Raw genomic sequence first — 24,401 nt, forward strand, 5'->3', positions numbered from 1 at the left:
TCAAAGCGACAAGCGCCGGAGGCGTAGGGCGTTGGTGATGACCGAGACCGAGCTGAAGCTCATCGCGGCCGCGGCGATCATCGGGCTTAAGAGCAGGCCGAAGGCCGGATAGAGCACGCCGGCCGCGATCGGGACGCCCAGGCTGTTATAGATGAACGCGAAGAAAAGGTTCTGGCGGATGTTCTTCATCGTGCCGCGTGAAAGCCGGATCGCGCGGACGATCCCGCGAAGATCGCCCTTCACCAGCGTCACCCCGGCGCTCTCGATCGCGACATCCGTGCCGGTGCCCATCGCGATCCCGACATGGGCCCGGGCCAGCGCCGGGGCGTCGTTGATCCCATCCCCGGCCATCGCCACGATCCGGCCGTCGGATTGAAGGCGCTTGATTGCGTCGGCCTTCCGGTCCGGAAGCACCTCGGCCGCCACCTCGTCCAGCCCCAGTTTGCGGGCCACCGCCTCGGCCGTCGTGCGGTTGTCTCCGGTCAACATCACGGTCCGTATGCCATAGCCTTTCAGGGCCGCGATCGCTTCGGGCGTCGACGCTTTGATCGGATCCGAAACACCGATCAGACCGGCCGGTTGACTCCCGACCGCAAGCCAGACCACGGTCCGGCCTTCCATCCGGAGAGGTTCGCACCGTTCGGCCAGCTCGCCCGGCGGTATCCCGAGCTCTTCAAAGAGCGCAGGGTTGCCGAGCGCGACGTCACGGCCGCCGATTTTTCCGACCACGCCTTTTCCCGTGATCGACCGAAAATCGTGGGGGGATTCGAGCGCAAGGTTTTTCTCCCGGGCACCGGCCACGATCGCCGCCGCCAGCGGGTGCTCGCTGCCCCGCTCAAGACCGGCGGCCAGTTTTAAAACTTCGTCCTCGCTTGCGCCCGACAGCGCAAGGACCGTGTCGAGCCGCGGCCGGCCCTCGGTCAAGGTCCCGGTCTTGTCCAGGACGAGGGTGTCGATCTTCTCCAAAAGCTCCAGCGCCTCGGCGTTTTTGAACAGCACCCCCGCGGTCGCGCCCCGACCGGTCCCGACCATGATGGACATCGGCGTGGCCAGCCCCAGCGCGCAGGGACAGGCGATAATCAAAACCGCGACGGCGTTCACCAGCGCGTAGACCATCCGCGGATCGGGACCGGCAAGCGCCCAGACCATGAACGTGACGACGGCCGTCAGGATGACGATTGGAACAAAGTAACCCGAAACGGTGTCGGCCAGCCGCTGGATCGGGGCGCGGGAGCGCTGGGCCTCGCTCACCATCCGAACGATCCGCGCCAGAAGCGTGTCGCTTCCGACCCGTTCCGCGCACATGATGAAGCCGCCGGCGCCGTTGATCGTCCCGCCCGTGACGCGTTTTCCCGGCCCTTTCTCGACCGGGATCGCCTCGCCCGTGATCATCGATTCGTCGATCGAGCTGCTTCCTTCGATAACAACCCCGTCCACCGGAATCCCCTCGCCCGGGCGGACGCGGAGCCGGTCGCCGGGCTTCACACTATCGAGCGAAACATCCTCCTCGGTCCCGTCTTCACGAAAGCGCCGCGCGGTTTTTGGCGCAAGGTTCAGGAGAGAACGGATTGCGGCGCTGGTGCGTGAGCGTGCGCGAAGCTCGAGCACCTGACCCAGCAGGACCAGGACCGTGATCACGGCGGCCGCTTCGAAGTAAACCCCGACCTGGCCATGCGCATGGCGGAAGGATTCCGGGAAGAAATCCGGAAAGAGCGTTGCAAAGACGCTGTAGAGATAGGCCGTTCCGGTCCCGATCGCGATCAGCGTGAACATGTTCAGACTGCGATTCACGATGGACCGCCACCCGCGCTCGAAAAACGGCCAACCGGCCCATAACACGACCGGCGTCGCAAGCGCCCATTCGATCCAACTCAGAATCTGCGACGGGATGATCCGCATGAGCGGTTCACCCGGGATGAGATCCGACATCGCCGACAGGAAAAGCGGAAGGGTTAGACCAAGGCCGATCCACAACCGTCGGGACATATCGATCAGCTCCGGATTGACTTCCTCGACCGTAACCGTTCGCGGCTCAAGCGCCATGCCGCAGATCGGGCAGGCGCCCGGATGATCCTGGACGACTTCGGGATGCATCGGACAGACGTATTCGGTTCGCGTGGCCGGCGCCGTAACGGTCTCCGGTTCCAGTACCATGCCGCATTTCGGGCAGGCGCCGGGGTCTTTTTGGCGGACGTCCGGGTCCATCGGGCAGATGTAGTCGCTTCCGGCCGCCGCTTCGGGCCGGTGATCGGCATCCGGCGGCTCCAGAAAGCGTCGGGGATCTTCTCGGAACCGTTCGAGGCAGGACTCGTTGCAGAAATAATAGGTCCGGCCGTTGTAGGATTGGGTCCCGACCGCGTCCGACGGCGGGATCTCCATCCCGCAGACGGGATCCGTCACGGTCGGCGTCGCCCCCGTTCCGACCGTCTCGTCTTCGATTTTAGAATGCCGATGGGGTTCGTCTTCCATCTTCTTCACCGTTTTTCCTTACGGCTATTCTAACAGGTCTCATCGCGCCGGCACAACCAGAGGCTTTACTTGGGTCATGGACTGCCGGCGTTGGAAGACCCTGTTCGACCGGGCCCTTCTTGCTCCGACGGCTTTTGTTTGACCCGGCTAAGCTCGTCCGCTAAATTCTGCGAAGATAAGGCGCGCAAAATTTGTCCGCCATCGGCGGACCGCGTCCTTCGCCAAGCCGGGTGCCCAAACAGAAGCCGAGATCGCAGTCCGGGCCGCAATCGAACAGGGTCTTCTCATTGACAGGGCCGTAAACATGTTGTAGCGTCTTGTCCATGCTGAACGATATATGGGCCGTCTACAAGCCGATCGGGATCACGAGTCATCAGGTGGCGATCCGCTTTTCGCGAAAGCTCGGCGCCGCCGTCACGCATACGGGCAGTCTCGATCCCATGGCCGAGGGCGTTCTCGTGCTCCTCATCGGGCCGGAGGCCATGAAAAAACAGGCCGAGCTGCAGGCCGTGGACAAGGAGTACGAATTCGATCTCCTCCTGGGTTTCTCGACCGATTCGTACGACCCGCTCGGACTCATCACGGAGGCCGCCGCCTATGACCCGGAAATCATCCCGGAACAACGGGTCAACGATCTCGTCGCGCGACTCGCCGGGAAAAGAATACAGGAGCTTCCTCCGTTTTCGTCCAAGGTCGTCAAAGGCAAACCTCTGTTCTGGTGGGCGAGGGAAGGCCGGCTTCGGGAGGTCGGCCTGCCTTTGCGGGAGATCGAGATTTACAAGGCCGAGCTCTTGAAGATGAGCCGAATCGCAAAAGCCGACCTTGAGGGGCTGATCTTGAAAAACATCGGCCGGGTCGCGGGCGATTTCCGTCAGGATCGCATCAAGGAAGGCTGGCCGGCCGCGCTGGGCGGGCATCCCAACGCCCGATTTTCGGTCGCGACGATACGGATCACGGTCGGATCCGGCGTCTATGTCCGGTCCATCGCAAACGAATTCGGGAAAGCGCTCGGGATTCCGTCCCTGGCCCTCCGGATCCTTCGCACGCGGAACGGCCGCTTCGGGTTGACGGACTGCAGTCCGCTCGATGATCCGATCGAGTAACAACCCCGCCGAAGGGCCTTCTCAGCGCTGTTGCTTGACCCATTGATCGATCGCGTCGGCCACGACGATCGGCAGGTCCAGGAAGCGGACCCCGTAACCGGGGTCCTCCTTGCTCGACGGATTGTATCCCCGCTTCCAGACCACCTCGCAGCGGCACTCGACGCGGATCTCCGTGTTGGGAATTTGAAAGGCGATGGCGAACTGATCGCCCGGCTGCCGGGGGTTGACCGACTGGATATAAAGCCCGCCGCGGCTGACGTTCTTGGCGTAGCCAAACAGGCGCTTTCGATCGCCCTCGGCGCTCACTTTGAGAACGATGATCGGAGACCGCAGCGACTTCCGTTTATCCGCAGCTTTCGGCGTGTCCTTTCGGTCCCCCGGCGTCTCCATTTTTATCTCATCTCCCGCGATTGTTGCGATCCCGTCACACCGTCAAAACGTCCTTGAAGTACGGTCGAAAGCTCAAACCTTCCAGCGGAGGCGGCGCGAGGCCCTTATGCTGAACGAGAATCTTGAACACCCCGCCCATGCTCTCCCGGGCCAACAGTCGCTTGACCGACTGGATCTCCGGGCTCTCGGGATCGGACTTCTCCATCTCCTGCGCGATCCCGAGGCTCATCAAAAAATTGAGCTGGTTCGTAAAACCGGTCACGGACAGTCCCGATTCGGCGCCGGCCCGGGCCAGTTGTGTGAAGTCGACATGGGACGTGATATCCTGCCGGCCGATCCGGCCGTACGGGTCGTCGTTGACGGTATGCCGGTAGTAGCAGAGCAGGCTTCCTTTTTTCCGATGCGCCGCGAACAGCTCCGAGGCCGGATAACCGTAATCGATCGTGACCACGAAGCCCCGATCCAGGGTCCGGCCGACCGCGCGGATCCAACGGGCCGCTTCAAGATTCACCTCCGCCCGCTGGCCCTCGGTCAGGCGGACCTTCAACCCGTCGAAGTAGGCCGGCAGGTCCGGCGTGGAGGGCAGATCGGCCGTATCGACGAGGCGGTCGTCCATCAAACCCACGTAAATCTCGTCCAGCCCTTCCCGGGTCCCGACCACCCGATGGACCGGGAAGGCATCCACCAACTCGTTCGACAAAACGCATCCCCGCAGGGACCCTTCGGCCGCGGCGTCCTCGAGGCTTGAAACCCAGACGACGGAGCCGGTCAAGCCCGCATCGCGGAGCAGCGCTTTTTGTTTCACGACCATGGCCGGACTGCGCTCGATCACGGCGTAACGATAACGATCGAACCGCTCCGGCGTATCCCTCTTCAACCCACCCAGGATGTCCCGGCAGAGCAGTCCCTTCCCGGCGCCCATCTCAAGAATCGTGAAAGGATCCGGCCCCGGGACGAGCGTCTCCATCTGACGGATCTGCTTCGCCAGAAGCCGGCCGAAGACGGGATGCACATCGGGACTGGTGTAGTAATCCCCGCCGAGGCCGATTCGCTCGGCGGCCGCGATATAATAGCCCTCGTCCGGATCGTACAGGGCGATCTCCATGAACCGTGCGAAGGTCATCCGGCCCTTGCGCCGGATCTCCTCCCGGATTTTGCGGGCTAACGACGCCCGGCCTTCGTCCGGCATGCCGCCACGAGCTCCTGCGCGTTCCACCCCTTTTCGGTATCGACCGGAACCACCGACTCCGCCTCCTCCGGCTCGAACGGCTCGAAGACCGAAAGCTGCCGCCGCATGATCCCGACGTCGGCATCCGAAATGTCCTTCGACTCCGCCGTCCTCCGCGCCAGGCGCGCCTCAAGAACCGACAACGGGGCGGTGCAATGAAGGATGGCGAAGGGCACCGCCATCTTCTCGGCCCACGACTTCGCGGTCCGCCGGTGCGGCTTCCGGGCATACGTGGCGTCGAGGAGGGCCCATCGCCCGCTCGCGATCACGAACCCGGCCCGTTCCAGGAGGCCGTCGTAGGTCCGCTCCGTCATCTCGGGTGCGTAGAGGCCCCGGGCGTAATCCGTCGGGCCCCGCGCCTCCCGCCCCGACCCCGCCAGCGATTTGCGCACGGCGTCCGAACGGATCATGACGCCGGCGGAATTTTCCGCGACGTCGGATGCGACGGTGCTCTTCCCCGATCCGCTCACCCCCGCCATCAGGATCAGGCCGGGCCGGCGGTCGGCCAGGTAACCTTCGGCCAGTTCGAAATAAGCCGAGGCGCGCGCGCCGGCGGCGGCCTTCTCGGCCTCCGTGATCTCCGGATCATCCAGAAGAAAGCAGGCCACCTTCGCCCTGACGCAGGCGCGATAGACAAGGTAGAAGTCCAGCACGGACAGCCCTTCGTAGTCCTGGGTCTGCTCAAGGTAGCTGTTCAGAAAGCGGTTGCCCAGCCCGGCCAGGCCGCGGTGGTCCAGGTCCATCAACAAGAAGGCGATCTCGTTGACTACATCGATATGATTCAGCGCCTCGTTGAATTCGATGCAGTCGAAGACGATCAAGCGCCCCCGATCGAGACAGATGTTTTGAAGATGCAGATCCCCGTGACAGATTCGAATCGCGCCGCGCTTGACCCGTTCATGAAACAGGGACGCTTTTCGGGTCAAAAAATCTTCCGAATACTTTTTGAGCCTCGAAAACCGTTCCGGAGAAACCACGATCCCCTGAAATTTCGCGGTCTGTTCGAAATTCCGCAGCACGTTCTCGCCGATGACGTCCGTCGTCCCGAACGCGTCGTCGGCCCGGTCGATCGACCGGTGAAAACGGGCGACCTGGGAGGCCAGTTCGAGGATGGGGGCCCGCGTCAGACCGCCCCGCTCGGCCATCGCATCGAGAAGACCGTCCTGACCGAACTGGACCATCTTCACCGCATACTCCACCGGTTCGCCCTCCCCTTCCACACGGAAATCTTCACCGTCACGCGTGATCGGCACGACCCCCACGTAGATCTCCGGCGCCAACCGTCGGTTCAAGACCACTTCCCTCTCGCAATAGAAACGCCGTTTCTCCAGCGTGGAGAAGTCGAGAAACTTCAGATCGACCGGCTTCTTGATTTTGTAGGCAAACGGCCCGGTCAGGAAGACGTCCGAGATATGCGTCGCCAGGTGGCGGACCTCCCGGACGGGATGGGGGTAAGCCGCAGGGTTCATGAGCGAGCGGTACCAGATCATCCGCGCCTCCCTTCGATGGCCATCATTTTAGTCAGTTGCCGGTTGAAAGTCAAAGCCGTCGGGGCGAAAATCTCCCCCCGATTCCCTCAAGGGACTTGCGCGAAACCGGTTTTTTTTATTGATAAACGTGGTATATTAAATGAGTTATGCCATGAAGAACGGAGGGTAAATCGATGCCGATGAAAACCGTCAACGCCATATGGAGAACCGCCGCCCTAGCCGTGCTCACGGCCGGCTTGGCCGGCTGCATTTATGCCAACACGACCCTTCCCCTGGCCTGGATTTCCAATACCCGCCTCGATGTGAAGGACCTGAACCTGGAGAACCAGGAGATTATCGGCCAAGCCACGGCCTACGGCCTCTTGTTCGGTTTGATCTCCTGGGGAAACGCCGGACTCGATGCGGCCTTGGAGAACGCGAAGCTTAAGGCCGGCTTCGAAGTCAAAGAAGTGTACGATGTCAAAACCGACCAGCGGGTCTTTAACGTGCTGGGGCTCTACTTCAGCCGGACGATCATCATCACGGCCAAAGCGGCCCATTAAAATGCCGGGGGGCCGAGTTCCATGATCCGCACGATCATCGTGATTCTATTCATCCTTTATGTCCCCGATCCGGCCCGGGCCTTCGGGCCGCACAGCGACGGGACCGTCGGCAATGCCATCGACCGCGCGGAGCTGCCGCGGGGCTTTCCCATTTATCAGGACTACGAAGCCCCCTTCTCCTATTCTTCGATGACCCGCAGGGATCTCAATCCGATGGTTCAGGAGGACGACGCCGTCGAAGTGGAGGGCTCGAGTGAAATGACGGGGTTTTTCATTCCGGTGGGATTTTTCATGGGACTCGGACCGACCTCCGGACTTTCCGTCGATGTGAAGGATCGAAGCATCCGCGCCGCCATCGAGGACGCGAAGAAGCGCTACGGCGTCGGCCATCTGTACGACGTCCGGATCGACGTGCGGTATTTTTCCATCCTGGGGGTCTACAACAAGACGACCACGATCATCCACGCGAAGGCCGTCCGGGAAAGCACACCTCCGCTCCAAAAAGGTCCTCACCCCTAAAATCACTTCGCGGCGGGAATCCGGCCCGGCCTAATCTCCTTTGGACCGCCGCACCCATTCCGACGGATCGCAAGCGGGTTGACTTCCTGAACCAGCGCGGATAGAATCGGGCCATGGAAACCGTTCTTCTGATCGGAATCGTGGCGGTTGTCGGGCTGCTGGCGGTGCTCATCGTCCTGCAAATCCAGGGACGGAGCAAGCCGCCGGACACCGGGATGCTGGTGATGCAGCAGCAGGTGGACGCGCTGCGGCAGCAAATCACCGAGACGATCGCGGGAAACACGACCGCCCTCAATCAACAGCTCTCGTCCGTCACGCAGCAGGTCAACCAGCAGCTGACCGCGATGGTCCAGCAGCTCCAGAACGCCACCGGCCAGATCGGAACGCGCCTTGACAACGCGGCCCGGGTCGTCGGAGAAGTCAAGCAGAACCTGGGCGAGCTGTCGAAGGCGACCCAGCAGGTGTTTGACGTCGGCAAGGACATCGCCAGCCTTCAGGAAATTCTCCGGGCCCCGAAGCTGCGCGGGATTCTGGGCGAGTTGTTCTTGGGAGACCTCCTGGCCCAAATTCTTCCGCCCAATCATTTCACGCTCCAGCATCGCTTCAAGAGCGGGGAGACGGTCGACGCGGTGATCCGCCTGGGCCAATTTCTCGTGCCGGTGGATTCCAAGTTTCCGCTGGAGAATTTCCGCCGGGTGGTCGAGTCCAAAAACGACGAGGAGCGGAAGGCCGCCCGTAAAAAGTTCAACGCGGACGTCAAGAAACACGTCGACGCCATCGCCGACAAATACATCCTGCCGGACGAGGGAACCTTCCCGTTTGCGCTGATGTACATCCCGGCTGAGAATGTCTATTACGAAACCATCATCAAGGACGAAAACCTGGGCGATGACAAGAGTCTGTCGGCGGATGCGCTCGAACGGAAGGTGATCCCCGTCTCGCCCAACAGCCTGTACGCGTATCTCCAGGCGATCGTGATGGGCCTCAAGGGTCTGCAGATCGAGAAAAGCGCCCAGATCATCATCAGCCACCTGGAGCGTCTGCGGGGGGATTTCGAGCGGTTCCGGAAGGAATTCGAGGTGATCGGCACGCACCTCACCAACGCCAAGGGGCGGTATGACGAGGCGTCGATCCGTCTGGATCGGTTCGGCGAGCGGCTGGTCTCCGCGGGACAGGGCGAGGCCTTGCCGGGCGAATTGAAGAACGAACCGTTGCGGCTGAACTAGGTGGCGCGAACCCGCGACCGTTCCTGCCGTTTCTCGGCAATGCAGATCTGGTCGCGCCCGCTGTTCTTGGCCAAGTACATCGCCTGGTCGGCCATCCGGACCAGATCCCGCTTCGTCAGCGCGTGCTCCGGATAGCCGGCGATTCCGTAGCTGGCCGACATCCTGATCTGCAATCCTTCGTCCTTCAAGAATTCGTGCGCCTTCAGGCTTTTGTGCAGGCGGTGGGTGATGCGGATGGCCGTCTCGACATTGGTTTCCGGCAGGACCACTACGAATTCGTCGCCGCCGTACCGCGCGATGATATCCACGTCCCGAAGGTTTTCAATCAGAATATGCGCCACCTCGATCAGGACCTTGCTGCCCATGAGATGGCCGTGCGTGTCGTTGACGTGTTTGAAGTAGTCCATGTCGAAAAAGATGATCGACAGGACCGAGCCGTAGCGCCGGCAGCGATTGATCTCGCGGTCGAGGATCTGGTCCAGGTAGCGGAAATTGAACAGCTTGGTCAGGTCGTCCGTGATCGCCAGGTTCGACATGCGCTCGTAGAGGCTCGCCCGCTCGAGCGCGATCGCGGCCTGATCCACCAGTTTCCGGAGGAGATCCTGGTCGGTTTCGTCGAACGGTTCGCGGTTCTGTTTGTTGATCATTTCCAGGACGCCGATCGTCCGCTTTTTATTCACGATCGGCACGCACAGGACGGACCGGGTCTTGAACCGGATGATGCGATCCGCCGCCCGGTTGAACCGGCGGTCCTTCCGCACGTCATGGATGATCAAGGGCTGGCCGGTCTTGGCCACCCAACCGGCGATGCCTTGGCCCACCTTCAGGCGGATCTTTTTGATGCCCTTGGTTCCTTTGGCCGCGACGAAACGGAGTTCCTGAGCCTCCTCATCCAACAGGAGCAGCGACCAGGCGTCGCACTTGATCAGCCGCTGCGCCCGCTCCATGATGACTCGAAGGATTTTATTGAACTCCAGCGTGGAGGTCAGGGCCTTGCCGCTGTTGATGAAGAAGGACAGTTCCTTGGATCGTTGGGCGAGGGCCGTGCGCAGGCGGCTGTTCTCAAGCCGGTAGCGGACAAGGAGTTCCGGGTTCTTCATGGCCGGGCGAGTTCCCCATAGAGTTCGGGCCGACGGTCCTTGAAAAAGGTCCAGATGTCCCGCGTTTCCTGAACCTCGTTCAGATCCACATCCGAAAACACAATGGCATCGTTCGACCCGGCGGGAGAGGCGATCAATTCTCCGAAGGGGTTGACGCAGAAGCTCCGGCCATAGAACGTTTGTCGCTCCTCCTTGCCGGCCCGGTTGATTCGAAGGATGAAGACGTTGTTCGCAATGGCGTTGGCGCAGATCATCTTTTCCCAGCGGGATTGGGACGCAAAGGCGGCCGCGGTCGGGGCGACGATGATCTGGGCTCCCTGCAGGGCCATGATCCGGCTGCCTTCCGGAAAGAAATTGTCCCAGCAGATCTGAACGCCGATCCGCGCAAAGGAGGTTTGAAAAACCGGAAAGCCGAGGTCCCCCGCCTTGAAATAATGCTTCTCTTCCCACAGCGGGATCTGGGGGAGATGCACTTTCCGGTAACGACCGAGCACGGTCCCGTCCTTTTCGATCACGGCGGCCGTATTGTAGTAGGAATCTCCTTCTTTCTCGAAAAAGGTTCCGATTAAAACCGTCTTGGACGCTCTCGCCGCTTCGCGAAGGGCCGAAACGGTCGGGCCTTCCAGCGTCTCGGCCCACTGAAAATGGTCGTTTCGACTTTCGAACGCGAACCAGGGCAGACTGAAAAGTTGCTGCGTGGCGATGATCTTGGCCCCCCGTTCCGCGGCCAGGGCGATCATCTCGAGGGCTTTTCGGAGGTTCGCGTCTGGATCCTTCGAACATCGCATCTGGATGCCGGCAATTTTAAGCATGGCGGCAAAATGCGGGGTGCCGGATGCGGGTGAAGAATACGATTCTTCTTTTACACCGGCATTTCTCTTCCAGCATCCAGTCCCTTTCTATTGTCCGTGGCATTTCTTATATTTCTTTCCGCTTCCGCATGGGCAGGGGTCGTTCCGACCGACCTTCTGGACGTCCCGGTGGACCGTCTTGGATTGGGCCGGAGCGTCGCCGCGGCTGAACTGAAGCCGCGCCGGCTGGGGAACGGCCGCCGGGCGGGGTGCCGGCGGGGCCGGTTGGTCCTTGATCACTTGGATCTTGAAAAGATGCTCCACCGCGTCGTTCTTGATGCGCTCCATCATGGCCGAGAACATCTCGAATCCCTCCCGTTTGTACTCCACCAGGGGATCCTTCTGCCCGTAGCCCCGCAGCCCGATTCCTTCCTTCAGGTAATCCATCGCCAGGAGATGATCCTTCCATTGGGTGTCGATCACGCGGAGCGTCACCATCTTTTCCAGTTGACGCATCAACGGCTCGCTCAACTCGGCCTCTTTCCGTTTGTACGCCTCGTCGATCTTCTGAATAAGGTGTTCCCGCACCGCGGCTCGTCCCGTCTCTTTCATTTCCGATTCCCGTTCAGCGCTCATCGCAAACTGACGGGCGAGCGCCTCGTTGAGCCCTTTGAGATCCCATTCTTCCGGATAGACCCCATCCGGACAGTACAAATCCAGGAGCTCGTTCAAACGATCGTCGATCATGCCCAGAAACAGATCCGTCAGATTTTCGCCGCGAAGGACCCGCCGACGCTGTTCGTAGATCACCTCGCGCTGTTTATTCATCACGTCGTCGTACTCGAGCAATTGCTTCCGGATATCGAAATTATGGGCCTCCACCTTTTTCTGGGCGTTCTCGATGGCGCGGGTCACCATCCGGTGTTCGATCGGGACCCCCTCCTCCATTCCGAGCCGCTGCATCAGCCCCGAAATACGCTCCGAGCCGAAAATCCGCATGAGGTCGTCTTCCAACGAAAGATAGAACCGGGACGATCCCGGATCCCCCTGCCGGCCGGCCCGTCCCCGCAACTGGTTGTCGATCCGGCGACTCTCGTGGCGCTCGGTGCCCTGGATGTGGAGCCCGCCCAGCGCCACGACCTCCGCTTTCTCGGCCTCGCATTCCTTTTTGATCCGCTCCAGAAGCCGGGCCTGCTCCGCCGGCGGCATCTCGGGCTGCTGGATGAGGTGCCGCTTGAAAAGAAAATCGGGGTTCCCTCCGAGGAGGATGTCCGTGCCGCGTCCGGCCATGTTGGTCGCGATGGTCACGGCGCTCTTGCCGCCGGCCTGCGCGATGATCTCGGCCTCCTTTTCATGATACTTCGCGTTTAAAACGGAGTGCTTGATCCCCTGACGATTGAGGAGGCCGCTCAGCCGTTCGGATTTTTCAATGGAGATCGTTCCCACGAGAACCGGCTGCCCTTTTTGATGCCGTTCCGCCACCTCTTCGACGATCGCGTTGAATTTTTCACGTTCGGTCCGGTACACGACATCGGGGAAATCCTTCCGGATCATGTTCCGGTTGGCCGGGATCACCATCACATCCAGATTGTAGATTTTGGCAAACTCCACCGCCTCGGTGTCGGCCGTGCCGGTCATGCCGGCCAGTTTCTTGTACAACCGGAAATAGTTCTGGAACGTAATCGAGGCCAGCGTCTGGTTTTCGTTGGCGATCTTGACGCCCTCTTTGGCCTCAACCGCCTGGTGCAGGCCGTCGCTCCAGCGGCGGCCCGGCATCAGGCGTCCGGTAAATTCATCGACGATCATCACCTCCCCGTCTTTGACCACATAGTCCACGTCGCGCTTGAAGAGGGCATGGGCCTTGAGGGCTTGGATGACGTGATGCACCAGATCCATATTCGACATGTCGTAAAGATTCGACACCCCCAGGAGCCGTTCCACTTTTGCGTTGCCTTCCTCCGTCAGGGTCACCGTCTTGGTTTTTTCCTCAACGGCATAGTCCTCTGATTCTTTCAACGCAGGGATGATTTGATTGATCCGGTAATACTTGTCCGTGGATTCCTCGGTAGGTCCGGAAATGATCAGCGGCGTCCGGGCCTCATCGATCAGGATGCTGTCCACTTCGTCCACGATCGCGTAGTGAAGGTCCCGCTGAACGCCCTGGCCCAAATCGACCGTCATATTGTCGCGGAGATAGTCGAACCCGAATTCGTTGTTGGTCCCGTACGTGATGTCGGCCTGATATGCTTCGACCCGGTTCACGGGCCGGAGGAATTGCAAACGGCGGTCGGCCGCTTGGTAGGTCGGGTCGAACCGAAAAGCGGCTTCATGCTGGATCACGCCCACGGATAAACCCAACGCATCATAGATCGGGCCCATCCACTGAGCATCCCGTTTGGCCAGATAATCATTCACCGTAACCAGATGGGCACCGAGTCCGGGTAACGCATTCAGATACAGCGGAAGCGTGGCGACGAGCGTCTTGCCCTCGCCCGTCTTCATTTCGGAGATCTTTCCCTCGTGCAAAACGATTCCGCCCAGAAGCTGTACGTCGAAATGACGCATTCCAAGCCGCCGTTTCGACGTCTCCCGCACGACGGCGAAGGCTTCGGGGAGAACGTCATCCAGCGATGCGCCGGAGGCCAAACGGGATCGGAACTCTTCCGTTTTCGACCGCAGTTGTTGATCGTCCAACGATGAGACGGCCGTCTCAAAGGCGGAAATCTGTTCGACCACCGGGGCCAACCGTTTCAATTCCCGATCGTTTTTGGTCCCGATGACTTTTCGGATCAATATTCCCAACATCAAGGAGTCCGTTCAAAAATAATCACATTATAATACCACAATACGAAAAAGGCACGCAAAAACTGGGGAGATAAAAAACCCCGACAAAGCGGACGCCTTGTCGGGGTTTTCAGGGATCATCGTTTCAATGGTTTGTTATTGCGCCTTGACCACATTCGATGCCTGTGGGCCTTTTTTACCGTCCACCACATCGAATTCCACCTCCTGACCCTCGGTCAATGTTTTAAATCCATCTCCCTGAATGGCCGAGAAATGGACGAAGACGTCTCCTCCGCCCTCTTGTTCGATAAATCCGTAACCCTTCTTCTCGTTGAACCACTTGACCTTTCCTTTACTCATTACGCTGACCCCTCCCTACAATCGGCCCCGGAACCCCGACCGGAGCGACTATTAATAATCGAGCAGACAGGCCATGGAAAACGGTCCGCTTGCTCCCCGCCAAAAATTGTTTTATCAAAGGGAAATGCGCTAATTTAGGATGTACCTCAAAGGATTGACCGGGACGTTGTTGACGATAACTTCGTAATGCAGGTGGGGACCGGTCGACAATCCTGTGTTGCCGACAAAACCGACTACGTCTCCCCGTTTGACCTTTTGACCGATCCGGACGTTCACTTTCGAAAGGTGTCCATAGACCGTTTGCATTCCGTAACCATGATTAAGTTTGACCACCTTGCCCAAACCGCTGTCGAACCCTTCATAACTGACCACGGCACTAGCGGTCGCCATGACCGGGGTATCCCGACGGGCAGCCAAATCGATGCCGTTATGCATCGCGACGCTTCCGGTAAACGGAGAGATCCGGTTTCCAAATCCGGACGTCAACCATCCCCGCACGGGCCAGACGGAAGGGGTCGATGCCCATAAAGAACGCCGGTCTTTCATGGCCTCCGTCAGTTGTTCGAAACTTACCTCTTGGGCCGCTTCGGCCGATTTGAGCTGGCTAAGATCCTCGCCCATCTTGATGATGTCTTCCGGTTGTACATCCCCGTTTTGAGAAACCGCATCCGTCCCATGTTCCTCCGGTCCGCCCAGACCTTTGAGTTGGTCGTTTTCCGGTGGAGGACCGATGTCCGTGATCACCCGCAAATTGGCGTCCAGATCCTTGATGCGTGTCATCTGCTTTTTCAAATCAATAATGTTGGAAGCAAATTGTTGAATTTGGATCTTCTGTGTCTTCGTCTCCTTCCGAAGAGATTTCAACTCCCACATGTCACGAACCATATAAGAATATTGAATAATAAAAACAACGAGAAGAACAGCCACGACACAAGTGGTTCCAATAAAGGTCTTTAGAGCTTGCTTACTGAAGCTGAATCGGTATGCCTTGGAGGTGGGCGTCGGTATAATCATTACTGTGTACGAATCCTTCAATGTTTTCATACAGTAACCTCCTAAAAAGCGGGGTGATGTTATCATACCCCAAAAACCTTGTCAAGAAATTTTTGCTCTTTTTAGAACCGTTTTTTCCATTTCGCATCCACCTTTACTTATCTAAGATAGCAGAAATTCACATTCCTGTAAGCTTCATATTATAGATAATAACACTATATATTGATATTTTTTAAAATAACACTATATATTGGGCTTTTTCCCATTCAAATAGGTCTCTAAAGGACATCCACTGCAAATCGGTGTGGACTTGCAATGCTCCTTGCCAACCTTTACCAACAAGGCATGGTATTCATTATAAAGTTCGGACCGGGATGGAAGATGGTCCATGAAAAAACGTTGCAGACAGTCGTAGGAAGCTTCCGGGTCAACCAAGCGGTGCCGGCTGAAAACCCGCCGAGTGTAAGCGTCGATCACAAAAATCGGAACATCTCCGGTGTACAAGAGAATCGAATCGGCTGTCTCAGGCCCGATTCCCTTTACGGAAAGCAGTTTGGAACGCAGCAGACCGGGCGGCGCGCTGATCATTTGTTTCAAATCGCCATCATACTCTGACTTCAGAAACTGCACGAATGCTTTTAATCGGCCGGCCTTGATTCTAAAGGTACCGGATGGGCGGATCGTCTCGCTTAATCGCTTCAACGAGACCTGGTGAAGCGCCTGGGGTGTCATGAGACCCTCCCGTTTTAAATGGGCCACGGCCCGTTCCACATTTCTCCAGGCGGTATTTTGGGTCAGGATCGCCCCGACCGTGATTTCGAACAAGCTGTCCGCGGGCCACCAATGCTGGGGGCCGTAAACTTCCAGCAACCGTCGATAATACCGTTCAAGTTCTTGGGCCGTCCGGGGTTTTTCGCGCATGGCGGGTCGTACCGCTACCGTGTCGTTTCACGAACCCAACGGAGATACTCTTTCGAGCCTCGGGCAATCGGCAGGGCGATGATTTCCGGAACAGAATAACTATGGAGGGATTTTACCCGCTTCATGAGACGTTCCAATACGGACCGTTGCGTTTTGAGAATCATCAGGGTTTCCCGCTCTTGACGAATCCGGCCCTGCCAGAAGAAGACCGACTCGACCCGCGGAATGATATTGGCGCAGGCGGCCAGTTTTTCCTCGACCAGTCGTTTCCCGATCGCGCGGGCTTCCCGGTAAGACGGGGCCGTGATCAAAACAACCAGCTCGTTCGCCAAGGATCATTGCCCTTTGTATATCGACGGCGTAATAAAAACCATGAGCTCGCTTTGATTATCCACTTTGCTTTGATGCTTGAACAACCATCCCAGGATCGGGATACGGGACAAGAACGGAATTCCGTTTTCATCCAGGGATTCATTCCGTGTATAGATGCCGCCGATGACGATCGTTTCCCCGTCCTTGACCAGCAGATCCGTCTCAGCCGTCCGGGTGTTCAGGGGTGGAATGCCCTGAACCTCCCGGTTGTAATCCGGTTCTTTCTTTTCGGCCTTCACATGCATCACCACCTGATTGTCCGGTGTGATATGAGGCCTCACGGTTAGCTCCAGCTTGGCATCGATCTTGGTCACGCCGCCGACGCCCGTGGTTCCGGTCGCTCCGGCCGTTCCGGTCGTGGACCCCGTGGTGGTCGCCCCGCTCAGAACCGCGCTCTGGATAAAGATCTCCGTCCCGCTTGAAATCAAGGCCTCTTTATTGTCCATGGTCAGCACCCGCGGATTGGATAGGATGCGTCCTTGACCGGTATCCTCCAAGGCCGACAGCTGCAAATCCAACTGACGGGTGCTGGCTACGTTTCCAAAGGTGAATCCGACCGCTCCGCCCGCCCCTTGGGCCACGGCCGCGGGAAGATTGACTATAAAGTTGTTGCCGCTCAATCCCACTCCCCCGGTCAACGGGAGGGCCGTTAAACCCGTGGCACCGGTATTGGACGTGGCACCGGTCACCTGATAGTTCCCCCGCGTCGTCTGGTTGGTAAAATTTCCGCCCCATTGGATGCCGAGTTCCCGGGTAAAATTCGTACTGGCCTCGACAATGCGCGCTTCGATCAGGACCTGCGGGGTGCGGGTATCGAGGTTTTTCAGGATCGACTCGATCTTGGCCACGTTGTCCGGGAGATCGCGGACAACCAGCGAATTGGTCCGCGTATCGACCGCAAGAGTCCCTTGCTTGCTCAAAAGATCCCGGACGGAGTCGGCGTTGATCTTGGCATCGCCGAAGTTGACCGGAATGATTTCGGTGGTCAGGTTGTTTGCGCCATCCGCAAAGGGCGACCTGATAACGCGGACGATCGTGCCATCCCGGAACGAGATCAGGTTGTTGATCTTCAGAATGGCCTCAAACGCTTCCCGCGCGAGAACCCGCTGGAAACTCAAAGTCAGACGGCCGTTGACATCCTCCGCAATGATGACGTTGAGACCTTCCTCCTGCCCCAAAGCCCTGAGAACATCTTTCAGATCTGCGTCCCGAAACTCCATGCTAAAGATGGCCCCGTCCGCGTCGTTGGACTCCTTGACAACATTAATCGTCCCTTGACCGGTCACGGCGGCAGGAGCGATGGAATGGCCGGTCACCCAACACAACGCGATCAGGACCCAAACCATCTTACCCGCTGTTCCGTGACGCCCCCTCTTCATGGAGACCTCCTCTTAGGCCTAATGTCCCAAAACAAATTTATCGACCCGCAGTTCCTTTTCTCCCGCTGGACCTTGCAGCACCACGCGGTCTTCTAATATATCGGTGATCTGTTTTCCATCAATCTTATCACCCTTGCGCAAAATCTTGTTGTTGATAATCGCCACGCCCCGGCCCGATCGATAGATAATTGCGCTCAGATGGAGCTCTCCATTCGCTTCCGACCCCACGGCGTTCGTTCGGCCGGGAAGCACAAAGGGATCCCTGCCCCACTGCAAGGCTTTCTCCTGGCGTTCCAGCCACTGCGTATTAATCTCGGATAGCGGTTGAGCTCTGAGAAACGCAGGGGTAAGGAATAAAAGGCAAAGAATAAAAAACGGGAACAGAATAATAAAAGACACGGCCATTTTCATCTTATTCCTCTTGCTCTTCACTCTTTTCCCAAATACGTTATCGTTTTCAAATGCGCCAAGACGGACGGGCTGATGTCGGTTCGTGTTTCGACTTTGATCTCCTTTACGACCACGGCTCGCGGCAAGTTCTCCAACATGAGCAGATAATCTCCCAGTTCGCGAAACCGCGACTGGACGTCGATCTGGAGCGTGAGCTGGAGATAGGCCCCTTTATCCTCGATGGAATCCGGACGAATCGAAACAAACTCGATCTGCCGGAGACGGGCCAGCCGGGTCATCTCTTCCAGCAACTCCGACAGGCGGCTTCCTCCCGGGAAAAGATCCCCCGCTTTCCCCGCCAGCTCGGCACTGGTCTCTTTCCCCTGAGCCGATTGCCGAAGCTCGTCGGCCCGCTTCCGGAGCAAGGGAATCTGCGCCGTTCCCTGATCCATTTCGGCTTTGAGAGAAACTTTCTGCGCCGACAGATCTTTGGCGCTCCGGACCATCGGAGCGACGAAATACCCGAAATAAATGAATACAACGGCGGCGATGGTCAAAATCGCGAGAGCGCGCTCGCGCATCGAGAGCTTGGTCAGGTCAAGCTTTGCAAGATAATCGTTCAGAGGCACAATTTTCTCTGCGTTAGTGTAAACTCGCCGTCAACTCAAAACTCATGCCTTGCGCGCCCTCTCCGGGTTCTTTTTGAGCGTAGATCAATGAAACATACCCGTAACGGGGAGAGTGTTCGAGAGCCGCAATAAACCGGTTGATGGCGGCCTGGGACTGAGCCATGCCGGCAAAATGAAGTCCGGCTTCCGTTGACGGAGGCATAAATCCTCCGGACTTCGAATCCGTGCTTTCCAGGCGCGTCAGCCAGACATCGTCCGGAACAAGGAGGCTCACTTCCCGCACAACATCCGACCAAAGGATGCGGTTCTTCAGAAGGTCCCTCATGGCCGCGAGCTGCTCCGCCGCGACCCCTTGCCCTGCCTGCGCCCCCGCCGACAAGCTTGCAATCTCTCCATTGAGCCGGGCCAACTCTTGCTGAGTCTTGTCCCGCTGAATCGTGAGCTCCTGAACTTCTTTTTTCATCGTGCTAACTTTCCACCAATAGCCTAAAGAAAAAACGACCAAGACGACGGCGCCGGTGGCCACGCTCACCGGAATGGCCCTCTGTTTGAAGGAAAAAGGTTTCTCCTCAAATAGAATCTCCGGCGCGATCAAATTGATATAAGATTTCATTGATATCTCACGATCAAGGATCCCGTCGCCTCATGCGTCCGTCGTTCTCAAGGCCAGTCCCACACCGGTCGAGAATCGGGGTGCCAACAGCCGGATCTCCCGGAAGGCCGATTCCTCGCAGATTATTTCGGCAAACGGATCGTCCAATTCCACATTGGCATCGAAATAGGACGCGAAGTATTCCTGGAATCCGGGCATGAGGCCGACGCCGCCCATCAACACGATCTTTTTGACCGACCCCTCGCGGAACTGGGCCCGGTAGTAATCCATGGAGCGTTGTGTTTCCAGGACCATCCGGTCCACCTCGGCCTTGATGATTTCGAGCCGCCGGCCGTCTTGATCCTTGGAGGGCGCGGCGGCTCCTTCGCTGGGCTTGGCGCCGGAGAGTCCCTTGTCCCGCTTCAGTTGTTCCGCTTCTTCCCGTTCGATCCCCAACCCCTGCGCGATGGCCCGGGTGATTTCCTGGCCTCCGAGCTGAACATTCCGCGTGAACCGCAAGACGCCCCGCTTCGAGATATTGATATCCATTTTTTCGGCGCCGATATCCACAAAGACGAGGTTTTCATCCAGGTCCGATTTGTAATTCAATTTGACGGTATTGAAGAGCGCCAGCGGATTCACGTCCATCGCCGTAATCGGCAGGTTGATCCTCTTGAAGGCCCCGAGTTGGTTCATCACGGCGGCCCGTTCGGTCGCGACCAGCAACACCTCGGTTCGCTTGAGGTCGCGCTCCTGGACTTCTCCGACAACGAGATAATCCAGAACGGCATCCTCGACCGGAAACGGGATCAGTTTCTTGGCCTCCCATCGGACCGCCTCCGCCAACTCATCCTTGGGCATCTTCGGCAGCAAAATGTACCGGATGATGGGGTTGCGCCCGCCGAAATTGATCGCGATCTTTTGTCGTTTGAGCCGGCCTTCTTTAAAAACGTCATGAAGGGCCAAGGGGGCGCTCTCCTCCGGACCCGGTTGAGCGCTTGGGTCGGCGGGCGGGAGCTCGGTCAGCCCGGCATGCTTTAGAACGAGACCCTTTCGCGTGGAAGCCAGATGAACGACCTTGATCGCGCTCCGGCCGATGTCCAACCCCAGAAGATGCCGCTTCGGCATGACCCAGGAAAGCAAAGACGATCCCATCTTCTTCACCCACCGGCATTCATTAAGACGCCCTGCGGACCAACGCGCCGCCCGCCTTCATCTCGTCAATCGCTTTCCGATAGGCCGTTTTATGTTTGAAGCCCCGTTTAAGGTACTTCCAGATCAGCTTGATCTTTAGAATGTCCTCTTCCGAATATTCCCGAGCCTCCAGATCCCCCATCGGAACGCGGCGGGGGTTGATGTACCCCTTTTGCTCCAGATAGTAGAGTTTGTGTCGGGGAATATCGACTTTTTTAAGAATGTCGGCGGTTTTCATCAAGTGCTTCTCTCGGCGTATGGACAAATCCCTCGTGAGGATCGATTTCTAAATCTATTTTTCTAAGGTTCAGTGTACCAAAAAAGGCGGGATTGTCAAGCGCGCATTCGAATGCCCGTCTCCATTATTGATGATCCGGAGCCTGCTCGGAAGGAAGCCGGGCCGCCTATCGTCCGCGGCCCAGCATGTACGCATAAAAGAACAGGAATATCGCGGCCAGGATCAGACTGACCCCGAAGCCGATCCGATACTTGACCACCTCCTCGTCAATCCGGGTCACCATCCGGTTCATCTCCTTGCTCATTTTAATCAAGGTCTGTGGCGAGGCGATCAACAACCCGCCCACGGCCAGTGCGATCAAACCCAGGAAAATCATCCAGCCCATGGTTTCCTCCTTCGTCCGTTTTGCCGGTCTCTGAATGGATTCCGGCGCATCCAGAATTTTAATTTCATGGAAAATCCTCACGAGTGGCGCCCGTATTATTCGAGTTCGGACCCGGACTTCCCGAGTTGAACGCGTTCACGGTGACATCCGTTGTCCGAGTGACGGAGGCATTGTTCGTATCGGTGATTGTAATCTGAAAGGTGCTTGTCCCCGTCGAGGAAGGCGTCGTCGGAAAGACCAGATTGAACGTGCCGTCCTTGGGGGAGATCCCGACAAGCGGGAGCACATTCGTGCTTGCGCTGGGAGGCAAGATCGTCGCGGTAAAGACGACGGGATTGGTGCCGGAAACCGTCCATATATCCTCGATCGGGTCGATCGGATTCGTGCCCGGATTGGGCGGATTGTACTGCTCGATCATCGAATAGCTGTCCGTATCCGGCAGCCCCCAGCCCGCGGGGGCCGTGATCTGGACCTGTTTCGCGTCGGCGCAGCCGTTGTTCGTAATGGACCAGGTCATTTCCTGGTCGGTGCTGTTGGCATTGATGCTGGTAGGATTCACCTGGGGCGTGAAACCTCCGAATTTGACCGTGTTGGAATTCACCGTCTGTGTGCCGACCGGCGTCCCGGACCCGCCGGTCTGCTCCGTCCCGTTGGCCGAGCCGGTAAAGTAGAAAGTCGAGCCGGATGGGCTGCCGGTGATCTGATAGACCCAGACGAAGTTGAAGGTGCCGCCGCCGGACGGCACGGGACCATTCGGCGCCGCCGGAGTCGGTCCGGAAACCAGCGTGACCTGCCCCCCAACCGACACTACAAGCGCCGAGGGCGTGACATTGATGATGTTTTGCGAAAAATTGTTCGTGAGCGTCATTGTCACGGTCAGATTTGCATTGAAATAACCGCAGGTCGGTGAGGTTGCGGGCGAGGTCGTCACCGCGATACCCGCGTTAAACTGACCCATCGCCAGCGTGGGCGAAGTGGCCATGATGGAAGTGGCCGAGTTGACGCTGTTTCTCGCAAAAGCTGTGAAATAGATCGTTCCCGAATCGGTCGCATTCGTGCTGTAGGTAAATGTAATCGTCCCGGAGGCCCCCGAAGCCAGGGTCAAGGGGTTGGGACTGTACACCGTCGATGTCAGAGCTTGTGTCACGGTGCCCGTCTTTACGGCCGTGGGCGGATTCGGATTCGTGGTAATCGTGGACAGGGTGGCCGTGGAGCGATTGGCGACGGTCATCACGAGCCTGAAGCTGGCGCCGGGGGTGAGCGTGGAGATCGGAGTCCCGGACAGGTCCGTAATGATGAAGCTGGTGACCTCGAGCGACTTGAGCGTCCACGAGCCGATGCTCGTTCCTGAATTTAATGTGACACTCGTTAGGTTGGTGAACGGGGGACCGGTCGTCGTGGTGGTATAATACGCACGGACATCTCTCAAGTGCTGGGTGACATCGGCCGAGGAATAGCCGGCCGTCATCAGAATGACGAAATTCAGATTACTACCCACCGCAATCGCATTGGCCCAACTGCTGGCCCGGAAGGTAACCGATGTCGTCGAGTAGGCCGTGCGCGTCCAGCCGGCCGGCGGCGCGATCGTCGATGGAAAGGTCGTGTTGTAGGTGTTCAAGCGGAACCGGACCTGGTAGATTCGGGCTCCGGTATTCGGATTGGTGTTGGTGTTGGTAATGAGAAAATTGGCCGTGACGGCACTTCTCATGGTGTACTGAACCGGTGTCGGGTCGGTCTGGGCCGACGTGTAGCTGTAGGCTGCCTCGGCCGAGGTCTGCCACATCCCGAGAAGGACCCCCGTCATGGCGAACGTTATCCATTTTATCTTCATCCGAGCACCCGCTTTCGTTAACGTTGGACCGTCCTCCGAATCACGCGGTTGGCGTTTCCCACCACGGCCACCGGGGTCGTCCCGGTCGAGACGATCTCGGCCTCGTAATTCGGAGGGTTGGTAGGATCGTCGTACAGGATCGGGGCGACCGGCGCCCCGGCCGCTTGGCTGGCGGATGAGCTCCCATCCTGGCATCGTCTGACCCCGTACAGCGTCATGTTCACTCCCGACCGAACCGAACCGGTATAGGTGAGCTGCTCCCAATCGACCGGATTGGGTGAGAAAGCCGTAATGATCGCAATGGACCCGGCTGTGAGAAATTTGGAATTATCCGCGATTGTTAGTGAGGCCAACGATGTACAATTATTCGCGAGGCCACCGGCCAGAGTGGTAACCGGATAAACCAACTCTCCACGTTCATGGGAGCCAGCCGTGGAGGTGACTCCGCCGACGGGTCGGCCTCGCGTAATTCCGGTGAACTGGGCGCAGATGCCGGAACTACTGATGCCGGTGTATTGAACATACTCAAAGGGATCCATCCCGACGTCCCCGATCATCAAGTAGCCGCTTGTCGGAAAGCGGTCCGTGGTGTAAACACAGATGGGCGAGGTTGTGGCGCTGTTCGGAATCCGTCGGCGCAACTTGGTCGCAGGCAAGTTGGTGCTGACGGTAAAGCTCGCGGCATTGGGAGCCGAGCCCAGCGTTCGAGTGGAGGACGTCATGGGGTCCGACGTGCTCCGGTACCAATCCACGTTTTGCGCCAGGTTGTATTGTTCGAACTCGATCCCTCCGTCCGCGATCCCGAAGGCCAATAAACCGGCTGACTGGTTCATGGCCGTGAAGCTTTCGTTGCTCACGAGCGAAATCAGGGCCGCGCCGATCAGGGCGACGACCACCAGGATCAGGATGACGAAGATGAGGCTGGCGCCGCGTTGAGGGTCGTTCATAATAAGATGTCTTCTCTCGTTTTCCATCAGAAGCTCCGAGGGTGAACGCGGGAACGGAACTGGACCGCCCCCGATCCGGTGCCCACCGTGAGGGCGATCTGGACCCACCAGATATCCGTCGCGGCCGGGGATACGGCCGGCGTGGCGATCGTCGCCCCGGTGTTGTCCAGATAGGTGAAGGTCAGACTCGAAACGTTCGCGGCCAGGGTGTCGGTCGTTGCAGTGACGCGATTGAGGTTCGTCCCCGACAGTGTATAGCTGATCGTGTTGTTGCTTGTATCGACAAACGTAAAGGTGGTCGCGCCGGCCGTGTTGACGCTCGTGTTATTCGCCACGTTTCGAATCTCGCGGATCATTCGGTCCATCGCGATCCGGTTCACTTGCGTCCCCTCGCGGACGTTGGTCCCGGTCAGGACGCTTTCGCTTGAGTAGAGAAAGGCCCGGGCCGCAACGATTCCGATGATCCCGATCAGGATGACCGAAAAAATCAGCTCGATCAATGTCACGCCGCGCTCGTTCCGCATGCAT

Annotated in this window: 25 protein-coding genes; 4 read left to right on the top strand and 21 right to left on the bottom strand. The window is 58.4% G+C overall.

What is annotated here, in order from left to right; genetic code table 11:
• The gene (locus VLY20_04620; GenBank protein ID HUK55922.1) at nucleotides 1-2,469 is read right to left on the bottom strand and encodes a heavy metal translocating P-type ATPase; all 2,469 of its coding nucleotides are present in this window, start codon (nucleotides 2,467-2,469) and stop codon (nucleotides 1-3) included.
• A gap of 323 nt (nucleotides 2,470-2,792) precedes the next feature.
• Between VLY20_04620 and VLY20_04625 the strand changes: the two genes are divergently transcribed.
• The gene (locus tag VLY20_04625; protein HUK55923.1) at nucleotides 2,793-3,572 is read left to right on the top strand and encodes a hypothetical protein; all 780 of its coding nucleotides are present in this window, start codon (nucleotides 2,793-2,795) and stop codon (nucleotides 3,570-3,572) included.
• A gap of 21 nt (nucleotides 3,573-3,593) precedes the next feature.
• Here VLY20_04625 and VLY20_04630 read toward each other — a convergent pair whose 3' ends face one another.
• The 3 genes from VLY20_04630 to VLY20_04640 are packed head-to-tail and all read right to left on the bottom strand — an operon-like array spanning nucleotide 3,594 to nucleotide 6,680.
• Nucleotides 3,594-3,962, bottom strand: coding sequence for a PilZ domain-containing protein (locus VLY20_04630; GenBank protein HUK55924.1), 369 nt, complete (start codon nucleotides 3,960-3,962; stop codon nucleotides 3,594-3,596).
• A gap of 34 nt (nucleotides 3,963-3,996) precedes the next feature.
• Nucleotides 3,997-5,151: an SAM-dependent methyltransferase gene (locus VLY20_04635; protein ID HUK55925.1), complete on the bottom strand. Its 1,155-nt coding sequence runs from the start codon at nucleotides 5,149-5,151 to the stop codon at nucleotides 3,997-3,999.
• Nucleotides 5,124-6,680: an AAA family ATPase gene (locus VLY20_04640; protein ID HUK55926.1), complete on the bottom strand. Its 1,557-nt coding sequence runs from the start codon at nucleotides 6,678-6,680 to the stop codon at nucleotides 5,124-5,126. The genes VLY20_04635 and VLY20_04640 overlap by 28 nt, the downstream gene beginning before the upstream one ends.
• A gap of 173 nt (nucleotides 6,681-6,853) precedes the next feature.
• Here VLY20_04640 and VLY20_04645 point away from each other — a divergent pair, with 173 nt between their 5' ends.
• The 3 genes from VLY20_04645 to VLY20_04655 all read left to right on the top strand — a co-directional run bounded on the left by VLY20_04645 (nucleotide 6,854) and on the right by VLY20_04655 (nucleotide 8,967).
• Nucleotides 6,854-7,222: a TRL domain-containing protein gene (locus VLY20_04645; GenBank protein ID HUK55927.1), complete on the top strand. Its 369-nt coding sequence runs from the start codon at nucleotides 6,854-6,856 to the stop codon at nucleotides 7,220-7,222.
• Nucleotides 7,223-7,243: 21 nt separating this feature from the next.
• Nucleotides 7,244-7,741, top strand: coding sequence for a hypothetical protein (locus tag VLY20_04650; protein HUK55928.1), 498 nt, complete (start codon nucleotides 7,244-7,246; stop codon nucleotides 7,739-7,741).
• Between the two features lie 113 nt (nucleotides 7,742-7,854).
• A complete protein-coding gene (locus tag VLY20_04655; GenBank protein ID HUK55929.1) occupies nucleotides 7,855-8,967 on the top strand; it encodes a DNA recombination protein RmuC in 1,113 nt (370 codons plus the stop codon).
• Here the strand turns inward: VLY20_04655 and VLY20_04660 are convergent.
• From VLY20_04660 to VLY20_04740, 17 genes are all read right to left on the bottom strand, one after another.
• On the bottom strand, nucleotides 8,964-10,067 hold the full coding sequence (locus tag VLY20_04660; GenBank protein ID HUK55930.1) for a sensor domain-containing diguanylate cyclase: 1,104 nt from the start codon (nucleotides 10,065-10,067) through the stop codon (nucleotides 8,964-8,966). The two genes, VLY20_04655 and VLY20_04660, sit on opposite strands and share 4 nt — an antisense overlap.
• A complete protein-coding gene (locus VLY20_04665; protein ID HUK55931.1) occupies nucleotides 10,064-10,879 on the bottom strand; it encodes a nitrilase-related carbon-nitrogen hydrolase in 816 nt (271 codons plus the stop codon). Before VLY20_04665 ends, VLY20_04660 begins: the two co-directional genes overlap by 4 nt.
• A gap of 87 nt (nucleotides 10,880-10,966) precedes the next feature.
• On the bottom strand, nucleotides 10,967-13,663 hold the full coding sequence (gene secA, locus VLY20_04670; protein HUK55932.1) for a preprotein translocase subunit SecA: 2,697 nt from the start codon (nucleotides 13,661-13,663) through the stop codon (nucleotides 10,967-10,969).
• Nucleotides 13,664-13,798: 135 nt separating this feature from the next.
• Nucleotides 13,799-14,002, bottom strand: a complete 204-nt coding sequence (locus VLY20_04675; GenBank protein ID HUK55933.1) for a cold-shock protein — start codon at nucleotides 14,000-14,002, stop codon at nucleotides 13,799-13,801.
• Between the two features lie 129 nt (nucleotides 14,003-14,131).
• On the bottom strand, nucleotides 14,132-14,782 hold the full coding sequence (locus VLY20_04680; GenBank protein ID HUK55934.1) for a M23 family metallopeptidase: 651 nt from the start codon (nucleotides 14,780-14,782) through the stop codon (nucleotides 14,132-14,134).
• A gap of 456 nt (nucleotides 14,783-15,238) precedes the next feature.
• Nucleotides 15,239-15,916: an endonuclease III domain-containing protein gene (locus VLY20_04685; protein ID HUK55935.1), complete on the bottom strand. Its 678-nt coding sequence runs from the start codon at nucleotides 15,914-15,916 to the stop codon at nucleotides 15,239-15,241.
• Between the two features lie 14 nt (nucleotides 15,917-15,930).
• A complete protein-coding gene (cutA, locus tag VLY20_04690) occupies nucleotides 15,931-16,248 on the bottom strand; it encodes a divalent-cation tolerance protein CutA (GenBank protein ID HUK55936.1) in 318 nt (105 codons plus the stop codon).
• A gap of 3 nt (nucleotides 16,249-16,251) precedes the next feature.
• Nucleotides 16,252-17,667: a type IV pilus secretin PilQ gene (gene pilQ / locus VLY20_04695; protein HUK55937.1), complete on the bottom strand. Its 1,416-nt coding sequence runs from the start codon at nucleotides 17,665-17,667 to the stop codon at nucleotides 16,252-16,254.
• Nucleotides 17,668-17,685: 18 nt separating this feature from the next.
• Nucleotides 17,686-18,078: a hypothetical protein gene (locus VLY20_04700; GenBank protein HUK55938.1), complete on the bottom strand. Its 393-nt coding sequence runs from the start codon at nucleotides 18,076-18,078 to the stop codon at nucleotides 17,686-17,688.
• Between the two features lie 17 nt (nucleotides 18,079-18,095).
• Complete coding sequence (pilO, locus tag VLY20_04705; GenBank protein HUK55939.1) at nucleotides 18,096-18,686, bottom strand: type 4a pilus biogenesis protein PilO; 591 nt, start codon at nucleotides 18,684-18,686, stop codon at nucleotides 18,096-18,098.
• Between the two features lie 13 nt (nucleotides 18,687-18,699).
• Nucleotides 18,700-19,299 carry a PilN domain-containing protein gene (locus tag VLY20_04710; protein HUK55940.1) on the bottom strand — a complete coding sequence of 200 codons (600 nt, stop codon included), beginning with the start codon at nucleotides 19,297-19,299 and terminating at the stop codon, nucleotides 18,700-18,702.
• 30 nt (nucleotides 19,300-19,329) lie between these two features.
• Nucleotides 19,330-20,433, bottom strand: coding sequence for a type IV pilus assembly protein PilM (gene pilM / locus VLY20_04715; protein HUK55941.1), 1,104 nt, complete (start codon nucleotides 20,431-20,433; stop codon nucleotides 19,330-19,332).
• A 22-nt stretch (nucleotides 20,434-20,455) separates the two neighbouring features.
• A complete protein-coding gene (locus VLY20_04720; protein HUK55942.1) occupies nucleotides 20,456-20,710 on the bottom strand; it encodes a MerR family transcriptional regulator in 255 nt (84 codons plus the stop codon).
• A gap of 166 nt (nucleotides 20,711-20,876) precedes the next feature.
• Entirely contained in the window at nucleotides 20,877-21,095 is a 219-nt protein-coding gene (locus VLY20_04725) for a hypothetical protein (protein HUK55943.1), read from the bottom strand.
• Between the two features lie 64 nt (nucleotides 21,096-21,159).
• Entirely contained in the window at nucleotides 21,160-22,926 is a 1,767-nt protein-coding gene (locus VLY20_04730; protein HUK55944.1) for a hypothetical protein, read from the bottom strand.
• 17 nt (nucleotides 22,927-22,943) lie between these two features.
• A complete protein-coding gene (locus tag VLY20_04735) occupies nucleotides 22,944-23,900 on the bottom strand; it encodes a pilus assembly PilX N-terminal domain-containing protein (protein ID HUK55945.1) in 957 nt (318 codons plus the stop codon).
• Complete coding sequence (locus tag VLY20_04740) at nucleotides 23,900-24,397, bottom strand: prepilin-type N-terminal cleavage/methylation domain-containing protein (protein HUK55946.1); 498 nt, start codon at nucleotides 24,395-24,397, stop codon at nucleotides 23,900-23,902. The genes VLY20_04735 and VLY20_04740 overlap by 1 nt, the downstream gene beginning before the upstream one ends.
• Between the last annotated feature and the right edge of the window lie 4 nt (nucleotides 24,398-24,401).

This window comes from Nitrospiria bacterium, from assembly GCA_035517655.1.
In the GTDB taxonomy this organism is placed as follows: Bacteria; Nitrospirota; Nitrospiria; order JACQBZ01; family JACQBZ01; genus JACQBZ01.